Here is a 19,296-nt window from a genome sequence, read left to right as displayed (position 1 = left end):
GCCGTATCCAATACTTTGGTGACTAACTGCCATAATGCTGCCAACCTGACTTCGACCGCTATGTATGTCGGTGGAGTTTTGGGAGATGCAACCGGAGCGAAGACGGTTATTTCAATGTGTTCCAATACTGGTACTGTTACAACCACAGCGAATATGGCCGGAGGAATAACGGCCCGTTTAGGAGATAACAATGCGGTATGCGTTCTATACAATTGCTTTAATACAGGGGCTATTTCGGCTAAAGGAACAGCCGGTGGCATTGTGGCCTTCTTACAAACACCGACTGCCGGTACAGGCAAGAGTTTAGTAGCTAACTGTTATAATACAGGCGATGTAACTGCTGATGAAAATACCGCCGGTGGTATAGTGGGACAAATCAATATGTTCTCCGAAATAAAGAACTGCGTAAGCAGTGCCAAGGTGTCTGCCGTTAAGCGATATGCAGGTGGTATTGTCGGTAATAATAATAACAAAAACAACCCCGGCCCAATCACCCGTTGCTATTATCTTGAAAATACGGTAACATCCGGTTCCGATATGAATACGAGCGGAAATGCCCTTACTGCAGAGCAGATGTACGGATCGGCTCTTGTCACGGAAATGTCGAACTTTGCCGGTTATTTGAATAACAAGGAATTGACTTCTTATTTGCAATGGGTGAAGGTAGCTAACTCCTGCCCGAATTTTGATGCTAAAAACACTGTTGCTGCATCTGCTTACATTTTAAGCGTGAAGGAGCCCGAACATGGAAAATATGAATTAGTGAAACCGGTTGCTGTATTGGCACAGGATTCCACTACTATTTTTGTGAAGAAGAATACTGCTGTGGAGTTTGCAACTACTCCGGATGAAGGGTATGTGTTCTACGCACTACGCGTGAACGGTGATTTACAAACTGAATATGTGAATAATTTCCGTACTGCCACCGGTGATGTGGAAGTAGAAGTCTTGTTCAGTCTTCCGAGACGTTGGGATCAAGTGGCTTCTGAGGCCGTAGCCGGAACAGATTATGCCGAGACTGAAACCGGTTATGAAATTCATACTCCGCTCGGATTGGCTTATATTACTGATAAAGTAAACAATGGCGGTGATATGATGGCAGGTAAACAAGTGGCTTTGACAGCCGATATTGACCTTACTCGCGAGAATGCCGATGGAATTGCCTTTACCTGGCTGCCTATCGGTAGTTCATCCAAGAATTTCAAGGGTGCTTTTGACGGTCGTGGCCATAGTGTGAAGAATATGCTTGTGAATGCAGGTACCGGTTATGGTGGGTTGTTCGGCTACGTTTCCGGTGATACGATTGCCAATGTCACTATTTCCGGTAAATCATCGGTAACGGGAACTAATTATCTGGGAGCAATTGCCGGTTATTTGAATTCGAAGGCGGTTGTCTTGAACTGTAACAATGACTCCTGTCGTATTACTACATCTTCTACCTATGCCGGCGGATTGGTCGGAAATGCCGGTAGCGGTTGTAAGGTTATCAACAGTTCTTCTACCGGTTCCGTTTCCGGTACGGATAAAGTTGGAGGTATCGTAGGATACATTCAGGGAGAAGTTATTGCTTGTTTGAGTACGGGTAAGGTTGTTTCCGGAGCTAAAGGTGGAGCTATCTTAGGTGATGGATATAATCCGGTGGTTACCCGTTCTTACCGTCAGGAAGGTATTGTCGAGGCTGCCAATGAAAACGTATCCGGTACGGTTCTTGAAATTGCAGATATACAATCGCAAGCATTGGCTGACGAGATGACTGCTTATGCCGGTTATTTGAATCGTACGACGGGAAGTGATCTTGCCGGCTGGACCTATACGGAAGAGCACTCGCCGGTAAGCAGCAGCGTAAAAGCCGGTGATGCTTATAAGGTGTCGGTATCTACGGAAATGGTTAACGGTACTCTTGCCTTACCTGTTCTGTTGACGCAGGATGAGGAAGCGGAATTCTATGCTGTGGCCGGTAATCCTGTGAAACTGACCATCACACCGGATGAAGGTTACCAGTTGGATGTACTGACGGTTAATGAAGAACCCGCTACACTGACGGATGATTCTTTTGTGATGCCTGCTACTGATGTAATGCTTGCCGCTACCTTCAAAGCAGGTGGTGTAGGGATTGAAAAGGATGAGGCTGATTTTATTCGTATGTGGACTTCTAATGCTACTTTGTATGTAGTACTTCCTCAACAAACCTCTGTAATGATAGCCGGAACAGACGGACGTATCCTGATAAATGAGTTAGCGGAGGCCGGTACGGTATCTTATCCTTTGGAACGGGGGCTGTATATATTGAAAATAGGCGATGCTTCTTATAAAGTGGCTGTTAAATAAAAGTGTAAATCAATAAAAAGACAAGAAACAATGAAGATTAGAAAGATGACGGTAATTGCTGCTATTGCAGTGGCTGGTATAATCAATGCATCCTGCGGAAATAAGCAACAGCAGGCAAACAGTGAAGGGGCGACTACGGAAGTAGTTGCTTCCGGAGCGATGGAGATAGACAGCCTTTTGGCAAATGCCGGTGAGCTTGCCGGACAAGAGGTTACCATAGAAGGTGTGTGTACACATATCTGTAAACATGGCGGACGTAAGATTTTCCTAATGGGAAGTGACGATACACAGACCATTCGTGTAGAAGGTGGCAGTGTCGGTAAGTTCGATCAGAAATGTGTCAATTCGATTGTTCGTGTGACAGGCGATTTAAAAGAACAGCGCATCGATGAGGCTTACCTTCAGAATTGGGAAGCACAACTGAAGGCCAAAGCTGCCGAACAACATGGTGAAGGCGAAGCCGGATGCAGTACCGAAAAGAAAGCACGTGGTGAAACGGCTAATACCCCGGAAGCGCGTATTGCTGATTTCCGTGCGAAGATAGCCGACAGAAAGGCCAAAACCGGTAAAGATTATCTGTCATTCTATTTTGTGGAAGCTTCTTCTTATGAAATTCAGTAGCAGCAGTTTTCGAAAGTGGAGTAGGGTGATTCACCGGGATTTATCATTTTTCTTCTCCGGTATGGTATTGATATATGCCATATCGGGGATCGTGATGAATCACCGGGATTCCATTAATCCGAACTTCACCGTGAAACAGCAGGAATATGTTCTGTCTGAGCCTTTGCCTGCAAAGGCTCAGATAAACAAGAAAACCGTGCTCTCCCTTTTAGAACCGTTGGGAGAAGCGGGCAACTATACCAAACATTACTTTCCGCGCGAAGAGGTGATGAAAGTATTCTTAAAAGGCGGTTCCAGTCTGCAAGTGAATATACAGACCGGAGCTGCCGTTTATGAATCGGTGAAGAAACGTCCTATATTAGGAGGTATGACGAGACTTCATTATAATCCCGGACAGTGGTGGACACATTTCGCCGATATCTTTGCAGTGGCTCTGATTGTAATAACTCTTTCGGGCATGTTTATGCTGAAAGGAAAAAACGGAATTATAGGAAGGGGCGGAATAGAATTATTGGCGGGGATACTTGTCCCGTTATTGTTTTTATTCTGCTTTTAGTTATTATCATATAGAAATAGATGGAACAAATTATAGAGTGTAATAACCTTACACATTACTACGGTAAACGCCTGATATACGAAAATCTCAGCTTTACTGTTCCCAAAGGGCGTATACTCGGATTATTGGGGAAGAACGGTACGGGAAAGACGACCACTATCAATATTCTAAGTGGTTATCTGAAACCCCGTTCGGGTGAATGCCGTATTTTCGGACAGGACATTCAAACAATGGATCCTGCTTTGAGACGGAATATCGGACTACTGATCGAAGGCCATGTGCAATATCAGTTTATGACCATTACCCAAATCGAGAAGTTTTATGCCGCTTTTTATCCGGGACAGTGGAGGAAAGATGCCTATTATGAACTGATGGATAAATTGAAGGTCGCACCGGGGCAGCGTATCAGCCGTATGTCTTGCGGGCAACGCTCACAAGTGGCATTGGGACTGATTCTTGCGCAAAATCCCGATTTGCTGGTCTTGGATGATTTTTCGCTCGGGCTCGACCCCGGCTATCGCCGCCTGTTTACCGATTACCTGCGTGACTATGCACGGTCGGAGAATAAAACCGTATTTCTGACATCACACATTATACAGGATATGGAACGTCTGATCGACGACTGTATAATCATGGATTATGGGAAAATACTGGTACAACAGGAGGTAAAGGAATTGTTGGATACGGTACGCCGTTATACGTGTACTGTGCCCGAAGGCTATGAGCCGCAGGAGATGGACGGTTTCTACCATCCTTCGGTGATTCGCCGGACGCTTGAAACCTACTCTTTCCTTCAACCTGCTGAAGCGGAGAATGCTTTAATAAAAACAGGAGTACCTTATTCCGGTTTGCATAGTGAGAAAGTGAGTCTGGAAGACGCCTTTATCGGCCTTACCGGTAAATATTGAAAGAGAAGAATTGAAAGATGAATGCTATATTTTATAAAGAATGGATCAAGACCCGTTGGTATCTGTTGCTGGCTTTGGTAGTAACAGTGGGTTTTGCCGGTTATTCAATGCTCCGTATCAACCGGGTGGTGACACTGAAAGGAGTGGAACATGTATGGGAAGTAATGCTGCAAAGGGATGCCGTATTTGTTGATTTATTGCAGTACATTCCCTTACTTGCCGGAATACTTTTGGCTGTGGTACAGTTTGTTCCGGAGATGCACCGTAAATGTTTGAAACTGACTCTGCATCTTCCGTATTCGCAGTTGCGTATGGTCATGCTGATGTTGCTTTACGGTTTGCTCGTACTGTTGGTCTGTTTCGGATTTAATTATGTACTGATGGGATTTTACTTGCAAGGCATATTGGCATCCGAGTTGGTCCGTCATATCTTGTTGACGGCTGCTCCCTGGTATTTGGCCGGAATAGCCGGATATCTGCTTGTGTCCTGGATTTGTCTGGAACCTTCATGGAAGCGGCGTATATTCAACCTGATTGTTGCTGTACTGGTGTTACGTATCTTTTTCCTTTCTACTACGCCGGAAGCTTATAATGGATTTTTGCCGTGGCTTGCCGTATGTACGTTGCTGACAGGAACATTCTCCTGGCTCTCTATTGTACGTTTTAAAGAGGGGAAACAAGATTAGGGATTACATTTATAATAAAGAAGAATAGATAATGAAACTTTTTAGTCAACTATTATTAGGACTTACGATCGTCTGTCTGCTGATCTGGCAGCTTCCCTGGTGTTACAATTTCCTGACGGCACGTTCTACAAAAGCGCCTTTTACTTTATATAGTTCCGTCATCGGAGATTTTGCCATGATGACTCCGTCGGGTGATAAAGGTATGCTCCGTAGCGATCTTTCCGGCAGGACTTATACGCAAGCTCAGTTTGACAGTATCCTTCCTATGTTTTATTTCCGGCAATTGATGTCGGACGAACGTTTTCCGGATACGCTCAACGGAGTGCCGGTCACACCACGCATGGCACAGATGGAGAATTTTAATTTCCGTGTAGTCCCTTCGGATATCAATGCTCCCCATATCGGACTTTATCCTCTGCTCGAAGGTATGTCCGGCAGGGTGGACTTACAGATGCCCGATGATGTTTTCCGTATTACGGGAAAAGGAATTGAATTTATCCGCATGGCTTCCAATACGGTGGACGAAGAGAAAAGCCGGCGTTTTACTGAGGCGATGGAGAAGAAAGGATTCCATTTTCCTGCCACCGAGATAGCCGGTAATCCTACCACGCGCAAGGAATATGACGAAGGATATCTGTTGTTGGATGCCGATCGCCGATTGTTTCATCTGAAACAGATGAAAGGCAGACCGTACGTGCGTAGTATTGAATTGCCTGATGGGATACAGTTGAAGCACGTGTTTGTGACGGAGTTTAAAAACCGGAAGACATTGGCTTTCATGACAGATGCCGACCGGTCTTTCTATGTACTTAGGAATAAGACTTATGAGGTAGTAAAGGTTGGTATTCCTTCCTTTGATCCGGAGAAAGAGGCGTTGGCTGTTTTTGGCAATATGTTTGATTGGACATTGCGTGTGACGCGTCCTGAAGTCGAAGTTTACTATGCAGTGAATGCTGATGATTATTCGTTGATTAAATCAATGGAACTTCCTGCAGAAGAGCTTTCTGCGGCAGAGAAAATTGGTAAATATGTATTTCCATTACGTTTGTCGTTTACTTCCGGTACGGATAAATATGTGATACCGCGCTTTTAGTTTATAAATCCTTTAATTATGAAATATGATGAATAGAAAATTACTAACAATGGCTGTGGCCGGTCTGTTGTCTGTAGCCGGCCTGTCTGCACAGGAACCCCAATTGAAATGGGTAACTTCGCAAGATGGTATGGGGCTTGAGATTCCCCAGGCAATTAAAGTATCGTCAGACGGATATGTGTTTCTTATGAATAACTTTGCTTCCAGTGATAAAGAAACTTCTTATGATCCGGATGGGAGTGTAAGTAAAGGATACTCTCTGACAACGGATTATTTTTTCTATAACATTGCTGATGGTACAAAGGCTTCGGAGAAAACCAGTACGGGGGTACCCGATGTACTGCAGACAAACGGTAATTATAACATGACACTTTATAAAGTCGGAACAGACGGACATCTGCTATGGGGGATTCATACCAATGTGGGAGAATTCTCAGATGGTGCGATGGCTGCTACTTCGGATGGCGGGGTAGTGATTGCTCTCAAAATGAGACATTCGAGCCGTTCGACCTATAAAAGTGACATCGTTTGTCAGTTGGTTGATGCTGATGGGGTAGAGACTTCCGTCAAATGGGATGCTCCTGATTATGAGACGTATGGTGGTGTATATCAACCTGTGTTGGCAAAGATCAGTAAGGACGGAAAAGTGGAGTGGACGAAGCGTATCGATGTAGGTTATAAAACGGTAACCATCAGTGGTACTCAGAAAAAACTTTATGATAATTTTGATCTGCGTGATATGGTAGCGGATGGAGAGGATAATATCTATCTGACGGGTACTTATCGTACTTCCATCAATTTCGGACGGAATGCCAATCTTTCATCTCCCCGTAATGCCGAGGGCTGGGATGGTGATGTACAGAAAACATGCGGTGATCTTTTTGTAGTTAAATTGGATAAAGCAGGTACGGCACAGTGGAATGTAGTGACAAAAGGACAGGTGATAAGTTGCGAGATTCCCAAAAATATCGTTCTTGATAATGGAAATTTGTACGTTAGCGGCTATATGAAAGGGGATGGCGAGTCTGCCGTGATGTTGGGTAACGATCGCTTGACACCCAGTATAAAGGATTGCTTGTTCTATGCCTGCATTGCTCCGGCAGACGGAAGTGTAAAGTGGGCGCGTCTGTTGCAGACAGTAGAACATCCGGTGACACAGGATGGGGCACGCATGAAGCCGATGTGTCTGGCTGCTTCCGGTAATGAACTGTACATGGGGGGTAGCTTTTACGGCAATGTTATGGATGGTGAGAATGTTTGTCTGGAAAATCCGAATAAACAGACCAACGGACTTCGTGCCTTTATTTTGAAGTGTAACGCAGAAAATGGTGCTGTACAAGCCGGTATTATGATAGACGGCGCACTGACTGAGGTAGAGAATATTATTCCGAAAGATGGTAATCTATTGGCTCCGGGATACGATCTGTATGCCGCTTCTTATCTTTATACACTCGATACGGATCTTACAAGCAATAGCCTGAAAACTTATCCCTTGAAAAACTCGATCAGTACTGCGACCCAAGGGGGCGTAGTGGTCGGTGATTTGCTTGTTTCGGCAATGAATGCCAACCGGACAGCCACTTTCCCGGGATGTGACTGGACGCTGAATGTGATAAATAACGGTGATAACAATTATCGCGCATGTGTCTTTACAGGACATGATATTTCATCATTGTCTACGGGTATAGTTTCGGCTCCGGCAGCAGATACCGGTTTTCGTGCCTATGCAGGAAAAGGTGAATTGATAGTTGAAACGCTTTCTGCTTGTCAGGTACAGGTGTATGGTATTGACGGACGGGCGATTCTTTCGTTTGAAGCTCCTGAGGGTCGTACGACAAAGAGTTTGCCGGCCGGGCTGTATATTGTAAACGATAGGAAAGTGGCGGTATATTAAAAGTTACTTTTTATGTTTATAAAGTAAAATAAAGAAGGATGAGTGATACGGTTGATTACTCATCCTTTTTTAATTAAGCTCCTTTGGAAAAGAGGCTATATCTTTTCAAGCGGGCAGGAGTTGTTACGGAAGTGTATGGGGCTGGTTGACACGGTAGCTGATGAGGATGCCTGTATACTGGATATTGAAGGCTAATTGTTGGCGTAGCTGTGCATTCCTCCTAAAAAGTAGTTTACTCCAAAATAGGTCATCAATACAGTTGTGAAAGCTGCTATCAGGAAGATATGAAAGAATATAGGTTTACGGAAAACCTTGATGCTTTGAGTATGAAACGCGATACCGTATATCAATAGTGTGATTAGTGCCCATACTTCTTTAGGGTCCCATGCCCAATAACGTCCCCAAGATATATTTGCCCAGACGGCACCGATAAAGATACCGAGAGCCAGAATCAGTGTGGCAGGATAAAGTAGAATACGACTGAGTAAAGTAAGGCGTTCTACCTGTTCTTCTTCGTTCTTCCGGAAATAGATGATGGCAGCAATGCCATTTAACATTATAAATCCGAGTAAAGCGTACGACATCATGATTAGTGAAACATGCAGACTGAGCAGTGGTGAAGAGAGTACCGGTATTAACGGGGTTATCTGTGGATTCATTTGCCCGATGCTTGCCACTAATAATGTAAATCCGGAGAGAAGGAAACCAAAACATGCCATTAGTGAAAAGCGGTGTTGCAGACACAAGGCTATCAACATGATAATCCATGCCATAAATTGCATCGTTTCGTATCCGTTGCTCATCGGTAAGCGGCCACTGATATACGTCCGTAATATCATTCCGAAGGTATGGAATAGGAAAGAGGTTAATAAAAGGCAGAAAGTAATTCTCCGAAAACTTCGAAAGCGGAATAAGGGGCGCTTACTCCATTGGCAAAGGAGTAGCAATATTCCTCCCATAAGATTTATCCTATATAGAATGACTGAAAAAGGAATCTGATTATAAAGTAATTCGGCTTGTATTTTTCTGTCAGACAAGCGTTGGACTCCGGTATCAGGAACCGGTCGAACCAATGTCCCCTGTCGCAGCATGGCGATAAGGGATATTTTTTCATCGGTTTCGGTGATTGCTTTTAATAATGCATCTTGTTTGCCGCTTTGATGCAGGCGGTTCCAGTATTCCTGTAAACGATATCCTTTCTCCCGGTCGAAGAAATCTGTAAGGCGGGCATAAGAACCACATCCTAAGCGTTGTTGCAGCTCTTTATTCTTGATCTGTATCATCGGTTCGTTCTGCCATTCATCCGGATACAGGAGCCAACCCAGCAAAACCTGTTCGGGACTTAATCCCTGGTAATTGTCTTTTCCGGTCAGCTTGATAACGAAGTCTCGGGCAAGTGTATTAAAAGGCACCACCCGGTCGTTGTACATCACTTGTTTGGTGCGGTATACATCTGCATCCTCTCGTTTTATAGGCTTGGATTGGGTTGTAATGGCCCAGCAACATAAGAGGAAAACGACCCCCATTCGTTGTAGCAACGGATGCTTCAGTAACCGACGAAAATTACTTTTCGGGGAAAGCAGTATCCATAAAGCTGAAATAAATAATAAGGCATATCCGCTATAGGTTACGGGAATTCCCCATGGATCATGGTTGACACTGAGCCATGTGCCCTGGAAATCTTCATCGAATGAACTTTGATAAAACCGGTATCCGTGATGTGAGAAGATACGGTTCATGGAAACTTCTGCTTTCCGGCAAGGAATTTCATCGGTATAAATTCGGCTGACATAGTCTGCCGGAGCTTCCGTACCAGGATAATAACTGACATAGAATGTGTCTAACCCTATGGCAAATGGGAGAGGATATTCCATTTGTGTATCCGTATTTTTGAATGTCTGTGTGGTTACCTTGTCTTGGCGGAGATGTATGACGCCTTGCTGTCCGGTGAAATAGGTGAGACAAGCACCTGTAAGGATGACAATAAAAGATACGTGGAGTAAGAAAATCTCTTTTCGTTTGTACACCTTTTGTTTGATCAGATACCAGCAGGCCGATAAACTCAGAATGCCCCATAGGGCAATGAACCAGAAAGAATGATAAATATGTTCATTGACGAATGGGGTTCCTTGAGCCTTCTCTACAAAAGTAGTTGCAGCCAAACATACAATAATCAACAAGTAACAGCTAACTATGAATTGTTTCATTAGTAGTTTGCGAAGTTTTCATTTTGATCGGCTTTTACTGCTATACATTCCATCTCTATAAGCCATCCCGGACGGCAAACAGGAGCAAGGAGGATAACTTTGGGTAGACACGGGAAATGCTGTTCGAACATTTCTTTTACAACTTGATGGTCCGCCGGATCGCGTAAATAGACAATCGCTTGTGCCACATCATCAAATGAACATTCGGCTTCATTTAGAAGAACTTCTATATTTTCCCACATCCGGTGAGTTTGTTTACGAATGTCTCCGGGATATACCACCTCTCCTTTGTTGTTAATGCTTGCCGTGCCGGAAATGAATACTTGGCGGCGGTCACCGTATTTTACACAAGTTCCTCTTTCAAAACTGACTCCGTATTCGTAGGTCGGGTTAAGATGATCGGGAGCATAAAGGTATTGTATTTGTTCGGAAGAAATACCCTTTACTGCATAACTATCCATTTGCACGGTTACTTTAGGGTCGGCATGCCGGCCGCCGATACCAGTGCTGGCGATATAGTGAGTATGTTCTGTCAGATTTTGTGTGACAAATACTTCATTGCGGGCTTTTACTACTCCGGCGTAATTTACGTCTACATTTTGTACGAAAAACCAAGTACGAATGCAATTGTTTGCCAGTGTACATTGCTGTTCCATGAGTTGCATTACATAGTCGTTGAGCAATAGCCGCGTTTGATATTCGGAGTTCGCTGCACGATTGAAAGCGCTGCCGTTCCAGAAATGCCGGTAATTGCCATGCACCGATTCAAATAGTCCATTGGGCAGTACACGCGTTTGTACGTTGGTTTGCAGATAGGCCCACAGTGCGATTTTGGTACCGTTGAGAGGAGGTTGTTCCACAACGGAGAGGGCACAATCGGAATATTCGGTTGTCAATGCCAGCAGCGTATCCGCTTGATTGGCGGCATCGCTGAGGAAATAACGTTTGAATACGGCAGTGGCACCTTTCAATTCACCTGTCAGTAAGTTGGTGAAAGTATTTAATATACCGGCGAGTTGTTCTTGATAGGTGAGGTTCGGCTGGGTGATGTGTATCATTACCTGGTATTCCGAAACTCCGTTATCACAAATAAATTCCGATAAATCTGTTATGGTATTATTATCTTCGTTTATATACTTTTTATAGTCCATATGGTTTTAATTATTTTCAGCCCCGGCATCTATCCAGGTTTTTATCAGTCCTAATATTTCTTGTTTACCGGTGCTGTTGAACATATCCTTATGATATTCGTTGTCTTCCAGAATGTCTATTAAGTAGCTTTCTTCTGCATTTCCGGGAGATACATATTTCTTTTTTTCGGGAGATAAAGGAGCTTCTACATTAACTAATGCTGCGTAAGCTTTATCTTCGGTCAAGTTGAGGTTGCCCGAAATATGGGTACTTCCTCCATGACATGCTATGCAACTGGTTTCGAAAACCTGCTTTTGTATCCGATCGAAACTTGCCAGATTTAAGTTTTCGATAGGAAGCGTTATTGTCTCCATTGAGTTGTCAATCGGAAAAGAGTAATATGAATAGATTAAGCTTTGTCCGTTACTGATAACAGCTATATCTATGCTTTTGGTATTCTCTTTTAGATTGTTCAGTCGGATGGTTACCTTTTGATCACTTTTAGACGGTTTGTTGATTCGTTTGGTCAGTGTGATTGTTGAGCCGTCTTCTCCGATGGCAGCCAGTGAAAGATAATTCTTTTTAGGCCATGCTCCCAGTCCGTCGAAGGTGAGGGTAACAGTGGCTGTCCGGCCTGAATCCACTGTGTCATCAGGATATATTTTTCCTTCGTCGCAAGAAATAATGAATAATGCGGCAAGGATATATAAACCGTTTTTTATATTTAAAATAGAATTCATTGTTCTTGTTTAGAAAGTAAATTGCAACATAGCAGTAGCGTTATGGCGGGCAAGACCGATACCGGCTTCATCACGGTCATTCTGAGTATTGTCTCCCGTACGTCCCATGTATTGGTACATCACTTGTAATTTCAGATTGTTTCCGAAGAAATAATAGTTTACACCTATAGCGGGCATGTTTAGCAGTCCACCGGTATCTAATCCGTTACGATCCATGAAATCATAGCGTAATGCACCTTGCAGTTTGGAGGTGATAAAATATCCGGCCTGTACATATCCGCCCCAGAAATTCATGTCATCTGATTTGTTCTGGATTTTAGTGAAATGCATGTTCATGTAATAAGCTTCGGCTGCCAGATAGAAGCGATTTTTCATCATGGCAAATTCTGCTCCGACCCGCAGATCGCTACTACTCTTGGATTCTGCTTCAGCATTATAGGATGCTGATACGCCTATTAGCATTTTATCGCTTTTCAGATTATTGGGGTCACCCTGTGAAGCGGGCATTTCACCTTTGGGCATGTAGGCAAAACGTCCGGAATAGAGTAAAGCTGGCAACCATTTGTGATCATCACACATGGTTTTGGAGGCAACGTTTACATCTGCACCCGTACCATTGAAAATGCCTACTTGATAATTCCATTTACCATGGATCAACCCATGTAACTGTATACCCAAATCGAAACCTGTGGCAAAATTGGGGTTGACATAGGGAAGATCGTAGGGAAGAACGACTGTTGCCGTACTGGAGGTAGGAAGTACCGGGAACAGGGTTTCGCCCAATGTGCTGAGGTATGCATGCATAAAAGGTGTTTTGAATTTACCTACACGGATTCGGAGAGACTCTTTCATTGCAATATCAAACCAAGCTTGTTGTAACAGGGCTCCGCCGCTTTTAGCTGCATTTATGGAAAGGTTGAAAGTCACTTTTCCGAATGCTTTTCCGGTAAATCCCAATATGGCGTTTGGAATGGCAAAACCGGTATTGGCGATGTTATCGGCATAAGGAGTTTCGAGTCCGAGATCATCATATCGGTTGAGACAGGCACTGGCCTGTACCAATGCATAAGGTTTGAAGAGGAAATCACCGGCTTTAGTGCTGAAAGAAAATCCTTTCTTCCCTGCCAGGGATACCACATCGTTTTCTACATATTTATCGTCTACCTCCTGTGCTGACAGGTGAGTGGATGTCAAGGTTAGCAATCCGCATAAAGCGGCTGCAAATGTATGCTTTTTCATTTGTTGTTGTTTTTTTATCTGATTATAAACTTTCAAGAAAAGTGATGAGTGCAGCACGTTCTTCTTTGCTCATCCGTGAGAAAAGAGTGCGTGAGGCAGAACCTTCGCCGCCATGCCACATGATAGCTTCTGTTAGATTGCGGGCGCGTCCGTCGTGCAGGAAATAAGTATGTCCGTTAACTGTCTCCTGCAGTCCGATTCCCCATAAAGGAGTAGTTCTCCACTCGTATCCGGTAGCCAGGCCACTGGTATAATCGTCATTCAGTTCTGTTCCCATGTCGTGCAATAAGAAATCGGAATAGGGATGAATCGTTTGGCTGCCCAACCAGGGTAACTGGGTGTTGTTCAGAAGTTTGGAACCTCTTGGACGGGTGTGTAATGTAGTGACATGACATAAATGGCATTTTGCCTGGTGGAAGAGTTTCTCTCCTTTTTGTACAGTTTCATCTGTTACATTGCGCCGTGCGGGTACGCCCAAAGCCTGCATATAAAGATCTACATTTTCCATGTCTTCAGTGGATATCTGAATCCCGTAGTTGGAAAATCCCATCATCTGACTTTGACCTTCACAGACTTCGTGAGGATAACGGTCGTTGGTTACCCCCAAATCCGATGAGAATCCGAGTTCTACGGTGAGGTCGGCATGTTGTGCTTTATTACCCGATAATCCGATCTGTTTTACGCCCTTTTCAGTGATATAATTCAAGCGTCCACTGATACCGTATTCGGGATAATTACTTTTGGCTGCCACTTTTTGCAACTCGTCGAGATCGAGCGCCATCATTTGGCCTAACCCTACATGACGTAAGGGCTGGCGTACACTGATACGCAAATCCTCCGGGCGAATGCTGTCGGCATACCATTGATAGATCTCGTAATGCGGAGTCATCAGTTCGTACTCTTCGCCATCCGGAAAACGGAATTTTTGTGTTGTAGTGGTTATTTTTACTTTTCCTTCCGCTTTTACACCATAGATGGATTGATCGTGCAATACACGTCCGTACTCCGGGAAGTATCCTCCGGTTTTGCGGCTGATATACACTAACATGGACGAAAATCCGTTGCCCGAACCGCCGTCGGCAAGGGCCGGTTTGGTACGACCGGTACTTTTATGGCAACTTCCGCAGGAATATCCAGCATATACTGGTCCCAATCCTCCGCCTGTGTTGCTTCCTGTTCCGCGTGAACCGTCATACAGGCCGTCTCCTCTGTTAAAGCGTGTCAGAAGTTCTCCGGTAACCCAGTCTGCATTCGTGTCGTATGCATCTGGTGATGAAGAGAATATGGTAGAATATCCGGCAGACAGTTCGGCAGGGAGTGCCGGTTCACCGTTAGGTTTCAGTATAAGCTTATCATCAAGTTGATTGTCACAACTCTGTAGTGTATAACTTATCAACGTACCAAAGAGGATACAAGCTCCGGTAAGGTTCCTGCATCCCCATATGGTGCTGATAGCTCTATTCTTTAGGGGAATGAATAAGCTAATTTTCATATTGTATGTATTTCGTTCATTTCATTAATTGGATGCCAGTTTACCTCTTACGAGTCCCAGACCAGTGTTTAGATAAGCGCATGCATTTTGTGCTTTTTTGATTTCTACACTTGCGCCCAGATTGTTACGGAAGGGTTTGGGAATATCATTGATAGCATCCATTGTATCTTCTATCTGCTGACGAATTAATTGGTCAAGTGTCGGATTTATGATTTTGACGAGTGCTGAAAGGCTTTCTGCTTCGTTGTATTCACCATTGCGTCCGCCTAAGTAACAGTTTTTGATGCTGACGATGTTGTCTACATAATCTGTCAGTGAGTTCCAGCTGTACCATGATTCCACAGCAAGTACGCCACCTTCTTTATCACCGCTATTCCATGCGTTTACAGGATCGGCGATCTTGGCGGTACCTACTTCATTGGCGATTGCAGCCATTCCGTTGTTGTCATTCAACATCGTTTCGATAGCTACATAAATACTGCTGATACCGTATGTGCCGTTATGTTCTTTCAAGGCAGCTCCGTATGCCGTAGGAAGATCTTCATCTCCGGGAAGTCCGGTTGTCCAGCCTTTGTGCATATTGGTGACGTCAGAGAGCATACGGGTTACTACTTTCTGTAGATAAATTTTCATGTTGTTGGTGTAGTCGGCGATATCGCGTGCATCACCTTCATTGAAAAGCAGATATTCGGCAGTATGGAAACCACGTAAATTTTGTGGAGGATTTACAGCACTTTCATCTTCATTTACATCTCCTTCGATGGCGTCCCAGTTACCTGTTTCCAGAATTTGGTCTATACCTTCTTTGTCGAGAGGCCAGCTATCCAAGCTTGGGTCATAGCTTTTTTTGTCGGCAGCTCCAAACAGAAATGCTTCGCTTTCTTCCCAAGGCTTACGGGCATCTCTCCAGGCATCACAAGCATTTTCAAGGTCGGTTTTAGTTCCACTTGCAATGAATTTGTCGACTGCATTTTTTAAGAGAGTCATTTTGTTTACTAATTCGGCATAAGTCGGTATTGCGACATTATCGACAAAATTGGCTATCGCTGCATCCATTTGTTCAGTGGTAGGTTTTTGTCCACTATCTGCCGGAAGATTGGCAAACGGATTGGTGGTGATGTCTTCTTTCTTAGAATCTTCATTACAGGATGTTAATCCTAAAGTGAATCCTATCAACAGGATTGGAAATAAACTTCTCTTTTTCATTTTATTTTAAATTTTGTGATTTGATATTATACTCTTATTTCTTGATGAACCAGCCGATGTAAGCAATGCCTACTGATACTGTATTTTCATTATTATATTTCCCCCATGCGATCCGGCGATTGGAATAATCGGCTTTTATAACAAGATTAGGGAGTGCATAATAGTTTAGTCCTGCAGTAATAACCGAAGATTGGAAACGCTTGTCGGCCAATTGGCTGCTTGATTCTACTTTTTCCATCGGATTATAGTATTCATAGCGCATGAAAGGATAGATTCGGGGTGCTTTGGGGCCCCAGAAAGCGCCTATATTGTATCCGGCTTCGGCTGCATAGCTGACTGCGTTTTTAGCAACTGTTGTATTGGGATAACCGGAAGCACCGGAGGAACTATTGTTGATTGTGCTAAGTGCCGCACTTGCTCCCAATTGCCCGTATACGGCATTGGCACGTACGATGAGATTGTTTTTCGGACTTTTGTATTGCATGTCGGCGGTAAATATGGTTACCGGAAAATCATACTCATTGTTACGATCCGGTTTTGTTCCGTTTTTCGCTGTTTTATTATAATAGGCCGAAACGCCTACACGTAAGCCTTTTACTCCATTGTAATTAATACGTCCTACGAAAGCCGGACTCGTGAAATTACTGATTTCAAAAGCTCCTTGTTTTCCATTGGAGATCCAGTCTTCACTTCGAAATCCTTGTGGATCGAGACCATTTACTACTTGAAACTCATAGTCGAATTTTCCCACTTCTCCGAAAATAGCCACACCGGTTTCATGCCAGGTTGACGGTAAGATGGTTGTTTCGCCTTCCGGGCGGTATACTCCGAAGAAATTGATAGGTTCGTGATGTGTATTTGTTAGTCCTACCGGTAAAATCATATGTCCGAAACGAACATTGATATATTTGTTGATGAGACGTGTAATGTGGAACTGTTCGAGAGCTACCTCTCCGCCTTTTTCAATTTCGGTTTCGTATTCTCCGTTTTCTTCGAACCATTCAATTTCACGGGCTACTCCTGTACCTCCATATTCGAATTCAATTTCTGAACCGAGTATCCATTTGGGAGAAAACTTGTAGTCAAAGGCCAATACAAAACGAGGAATGGATATTTCACCTCTGTTTCTTTTCGGAGAACCGCTGGAATGTTTAAAACGGTTAAAATCATAATCTTTATAGCTTGCCGCCATTTCACCGTATCCGCCAAAACGGAATTTGTCGTATTCTTCTGTATAAGAGCTCTTTTCTTCTTGTACTGAGCTTTTTTCCTGTGCGGTGACTTTACCGAATGATAACAGGAAGCAGAGAATAAATAAGCTTGTTAATTTTCTCATGTTTTATATAATTTTTTATGGCTGCAAAGATAGAAGCGAATGGAAAGGCGGACAATACCTATAAATAATGAATATTGACGCGAGTCTCAGTATTAATAGGTAATTATAAAACTGAATATATATGAAAAAAAAGAAGCCGTTCCCCCTAATGAAACGGCTTCTACGCTAAAAAAGACATACAACAAAGCTAACACATACAAAACTACGCTAAACAGCAATCTTAATACTTTCTTTTTTCCCACAATATCGCTTACATTGCTGGCAGATATCGTATCCTAACATAGCTCCCAAAATGAAATCCTCTTCAGGTGTCAGTTGGTTCAGCGGACGAGTGATAATGTGGCGTATGGCCTCCATACACTCCGGTTTGCCGAAGAACAAATTGATTTTGTTCGTTCCTACTTCTTGTATCGTATAGCTGATATTCTGATTTTCCAGACGGCGTATGGCAAATTCTGTATATTCACGGTTCATTGTGTAGAGCACCATGTTGCGAACTCCTTTTTTAAACTCGTAAATATGATTTAGGAAAATCCGTACTTCGCCGGGAATGATTCTTTCGGTAGCCATAATGCAAGATTGTGATAAAATATTAGAGTTTATTGGGCCTGCATGATTTTTTGGAAAATCAGGCTGGCTTTAGTTGATTTCTTTTTTAAGTCCTTCTACCCATTGATCGATACGTTGGTCGGTCTGGCTGTCTTCGTTCACTTCATCAATGGGGAGTCCGACGAATTTACCGTTTACTACCGCTACAGACGCATCAAAAGTATATCCGGCCGTATCTGTTATTCCGATAAATGTACAGCCGGTATCTTTTAAATCTTCATACAGAATACCGATGCCGTCACAAAATGTGTCGCTGTATGAGTCGGAATCTCCGCAACCGAACAGAGCAACGAATTTATGGGAAAGATCTGCCTTTTTCAGAACCTTGACACCATCATACCAGTCGTCCTGCAATTCACCGGCGCCCCAAGTTGAAGTGCCCAGCACCAGCACATCGTATTCTTTAACCAATGCATCGGTCAATGTCGAAGCATCGTGGATATCTCCTTGAGGAACATTCAGCTTTTCTGCAATTTTGCGAGCTACATCCTCTGTGGTTCCTGTTGTTGAACCGTAAAAAACACCAATCTTACTCATTTTCAATTTCTTTTTTTTATGATAATGCAAAGATAAAGGCGAAGGATGAAATGTGAAATCCCCATTTATAATGGAATAACACGTACGTTATCATTATAAATGGGGATATGATGAGACTGTGTCGGCATGATGAAAAACCGATACCTTATTTATATATGCAATTAATGGTGGAACAGGCGGATACCCGTAAATGCCATGGCAATATTATATTTATCACATGTTTCGATGACATGGTCGTCGCGTACGGAACCACCCGGTTGTGCTATGTAGTTTACTCCGCTCTTATGTGCACGTTCGATATTATCGCCAAAGGGGAAGAACGCATCCGAACCTAAAGCTACACCGGTCAGTGTATCCAGCCATTCACGTTTTTCTTCACGGGTCAGCACTTCTGGCTTTTCTGTGAAGAACTGTTCCCATGTGCCGTCTGTCAATACGTCCATGTAGTCATCGGAGATATAAATATCGATCGTATTATCGCGGTCGGCGCGGCGGATCTTCTCTTTCCAAGGGAGATTCATCACTTTGGGATGTTGGCGCAGATACCAGATGTCGGCTTTATTGCCGGCAAGGCGGGTACAATGAATGCGTGATTGCTGTCCGGCACCGATACCTATTGCCTGTCCGTCTTTTGCATAACATACCGAATTGGATTGTGTATACTTTAGCGTGATAAGGGCAATAAGCAGATCGCGTTTGGCTTCAGCAGGAAT

16 protein-coding genes and 1 pseudogene are annotated in these 19,296 nt (G+C 43.6%); 7 read left to right on the top strand and 10 right to left on the bottom strand.

Going from position 1 to position 19,296, the window contains the following annotated elements:
• From QVP90_RS10060 to QVP90_RS10030, 7 genes are all read left to right on the top strand, one after another.
• Nucleotides 1–2,328 (top strand): InlB B-repeat-containing protein (locus tag QVP90_RS10060; RefSeq protein ID WP_441293873.1); only part of this gene is annotated, 2,328 nt, incomplete at its 5' end.
• A gap of 30 nt (nt 2,329–2,358) precedes the next feature.
• The gene (locus QVP90_RS10055; protein WP_005923178.1) at nt 2,359–2,949 is read left to right on the top strand and encodes a hypothetical protein; all 591 of its coding nucleotides are present in this window, start codon (nt 2,359–2,361) and stop codon (nt 2,947–2,949) included.
• Complete coding sequence (locus QVP90_RS10050) at nt 2,936–3,505, top strand: PepSY-associated TM helix domain-containing protein (protein WP_005923175.1); 570 nt, start codon at nt 2,936–2,938, stop codon at nt 3,503–3,505. The genes QVP90_RS10055 and QVP90_RS10050 overlap by 14 nt, the downstream gene beginning before the upstream one ends.
• Nucleotides 3,506–3,525: 20 nt before the next feature.
• Nucleotides 3,526–4,413, top strand: coding sequence for an ABC transporter ATP-binding protein (locus QVP90_RS10045; protein ID WP_005923172.1), 888 nt, complete (start codon nt 3,526–3,528; stop codon nt 4,411–4,413).
• Between the two features lie 17 nt (nt 4,414–4,430).
• Entirely contained in the window at nt 4,431–5,099 is a 669-nt protein-coding gene (locus QVP90_RS10040) for a hypothetical protein (protein WP_005923169.1), read from the top strand.
• A 31-nt stretch (nt 5,100–5,130) separates the two neighbouring features.
• Nucleotides 5,131–6,192 carry a DUF4857 domain-containing protein gene (locus QVP90_RS10035; RefSeq protein WP_005923166.1) on the top strand — a complete coding sequence of 354 codons (1,062 nt, stop codon included), beginning with the start codon at nt 5,131–5,133 and terminating at the stop codon, nt 6,190–6,192.
• A 25-nt stretch (nt 6,193–6,217) separates the two neighbouring features.
• On the top strand, nt 6,218–8,086 hold the full coding sequence (locus tag QVP90_RS10030; protein ID WP_264380981.1) for a hypothetical protein: 1,869 nt from the start codon (nt 6,218–6,220) through the stop codon (nt 8,084–8,086).
• A gap of 191 nt (nt 8,087–8,277) precedes the next feature.
• On the opposite strand, the gene ccsA is transcribed toward QVP90_RS10030, so the two are convergent.
• From ccsA to QVP90_RS09980, 10 genes and pseudogenes are all read right to left on the bottom strand, one after another.
• Nucleotides 8,278–10,293, bottom strand: a complete 2,016-nt coding sequence (gene ccsA, locus QVP90_RS10025; RefSeq protein ID WP_005923162.1) for a cytochrome c biogenesis protein CcsA — start codon at nt 10,291–10,293, stop codon at nt 8,278–8,280.
• Nucleotides 10,293–11,444, bottom strand: coding sequence for a Rid family hydrolase (locus tag QVP90_RS10020; RefSeq protein ID WP_021936326.1), 1,152 nt, complete (start codon nt 11,442–11,444; stop codon nt 10,293–10,295). Before QVP90_RS10020 ends, ccsA begins: the two co-directional genes overlap by 1 nt.
• 6 nt (nt 11,445–11,450) lie before the next feature.
• Nucleotides 11,451–12,164 (bottom strand): hypothetical protein, encoded by a 714-nt coding sequence (locus tag QVP90_RS10015; protein ID WP_005923157.1) that lies wholly within the window; start codon nt 12,162–12,164, stop codon nt 11,451–11,453.
• 9 nt (nt 12,165–12,173) lie between these two features.
• Nucleotides 12,174–13,403: a porin gene (locus tag QVP90_RS10010; protein ID WP_021936325.1), complete on the bottom strand. Its 1,230-nt coding sequence runs from the start codon at nt 13,401–13,403 to the stop codon at nt 12,174–12,176.
• A gap of 22 nt (nt 13,404–13,425) precedes the next feature.
• Nucleotides 13,426–14,895, bottom strand: a complete 1,470-nt coding sequence (locus QVP90_RS10005; protein ID WP_021936324.1) for a di-heme oxidoredictase family protein — start codon at nt 14,893–14,895, stop codon at nt 13,426–13,428.
• A 24-nt stretch (nt 14,896–14,919) separates the two neighbouring features.
• Nucleotides 14,920–16,101 carry an imelysin family protein gene (locus QVP90_RS10000; protein WP_005923148.1) on the bottom strand — a complete coding sequence of 394 codons (1,182 nt, stop codon included), beginning with the start codon at nt 16,099–16,101 and terminating at the stop codon, nt 14,920–14,922.
• Nucleotides 16,102–16,135: 34 nt separating this feature from the next.
• Nucleotides 16,136–17,437, bottom strand: coding sequence for a hypothetical protein (locus tag QVP90_RS09995; RefSeq protein WP_007480547.1), 1,302 nt, complete (start codon nt 17,435–17,437; stop codon nt 16,136–16,138).
• A 207-nt stretch (nt 17,438–17,644) separates the two neighbouring features.
• Entirely contained in the window at nt 17,645–18,007 is a 363-nt protein-coding gene (locus QVP90_RS09990) for a DUF2023 family protein (protein WP_025819321.1), read from the bottom strand.
• 69 nt (nt 18,008–18,076) lie between these two features.
• Nucleotides 18,077–18,583, bottom strand: a complete 507-nt coding sequence (gene fldA, locus QVP90_RS09985; RefSeq protein ID WP_007480548.1) for a flavodoxin FldA — start codon at nt 18,581–18,583, stop codon at nt 18,077–18,079.
• 161 nt (nt 18,584–18,744) lie between these two features.
• A pseudogene (locus QVP90_RS09980) lies at nt 18,745–19,296 on the bottom strand (phosphoribosylaminoimidazolecarboxamide formyltransferase); the annotation flags it as partial.

Origin of the sequence: Bacteroides sp. CAG:189 (assembly GCF_000432295.1) — a bacterium.
GTDB classification, from domain to species: domain Bacteria; phylum Bacteroidota; class Bacteroidia; order Bacteroidales; family Bacteroidaceae; genus Bacteroides; species Bacteroides salyersiae.
Note: the sequence above shows the minus strand (reverse complement) of the source record. Positions and strands in the feature narration are given on the sequence as shown.

Excerpts from the sequence above, each read along its gene's own strand:
- QVP90_RS10040 (WP_005923169.1), top strand. The coding sequence starts at position 4,431 with ATGAATGCTATATTTTATAAAGAATGGATCAAGACCCGTTGGTATCTG.
- QVP90_RS10045 (WP_005923172.1), top strand. The coding sequence starts at position 3,526 with ATGGAACAAATTATAGAGTGTAATAACCTTACACATTACTACGGTAAA.
- QVP90_RS10010 (WP_021936325.1), bottom strand. The coding sequence starts at position 13,403 with ATGAAAAAGCATACATTTGCAGCCGCTTTATGCGGATTGCTAACCTTG.
- QVP90_RS10050 (WP_005923175.1), top strand. The coding sequence starts at position 2,936 with ATGAAATTCAGTAGCAGCAGTTTTCGAAAGTGGAGTAGGGTGATTCAC.
- QVP90_RS10020 (WP_021936326.1), bottom strand. The coding sequence starts at position 11,444 with ATGGACTATAAAAAGTATATAAACGAAGATAATAATACCATAACAGAT.
- QVP90_RS09995 (WP_007480547.1), bottom strand. The coding sequence starts at position 17,437 with ATGAGAAAATTAACAAGCTTATTTATTCTCTGCTTCCTGTTATCATTC.
- QVP90_RS09990 (WP_025819321.1), bottom strand. The coding sequence starts at position 18,007 with ATGGCTACCGAAAGAATCATTCCCGGCGAAGTACGGATTTTCCTAAAT.
- ccsA (WP_005923162.1), bottom strand. The coding sequence starts at position 10,293 with ATGAAACAATTCATAGTTAGCTGTTACTTGTTGATTATTGTATGTTTG.
- fldA (WP_007480548.1), bottom strand. The coding sequence starts at position 18,583 with ATGAGTAAGATTGGTGTTTTTTACGGTTCAACAACAGGAACCACAGAG.
- QVP90_RS10055 (WP_005923178.1), top strand. The coding sequence starts at position 2,359 with ATGAAGATTAGAAAGATGACGGTAATTGCTGCTATTGCAGTGGCTGGT.
- QVP90_RS10015 (WP_005923157.1), bottom strand. The coding sequence starts at position 12,164 with ATGAATTCTATTTTAAATATAAAAAACGGTTTATATATCCTTGCCGCA.
- QVP90_RS10005 (WP_021936324.1), bottom strand. The coding sequence starts at position 14,895 with ATGAAAATTAGCTTATTCATTCCCCTAAAGAATAGAGCTATCAGCACC.
- QVP90_RS10030 (WP_264380981.1), top strand. The coding sequence starts at position 6,218 with ATGATGAATAGAAAATTACTAACAATGGCTGTGGCCGGTCTGTTGTCT.
- QVP90_RS10000 (WP_005923148.1), bottom strand. The coding sequence starts at position 16,101 with ATGAAAAAGAGAAGTTTATTTCCAATCCTGTTGATAGGATTCACTTTA.
- QVP90_RS10035 (WP_005923166.1), top strand. The coding sequence starts at position 5,131 with ATGAAACTTTTTAGTCAACTATTATTAGGACTTACGATCGTCTGTCTG.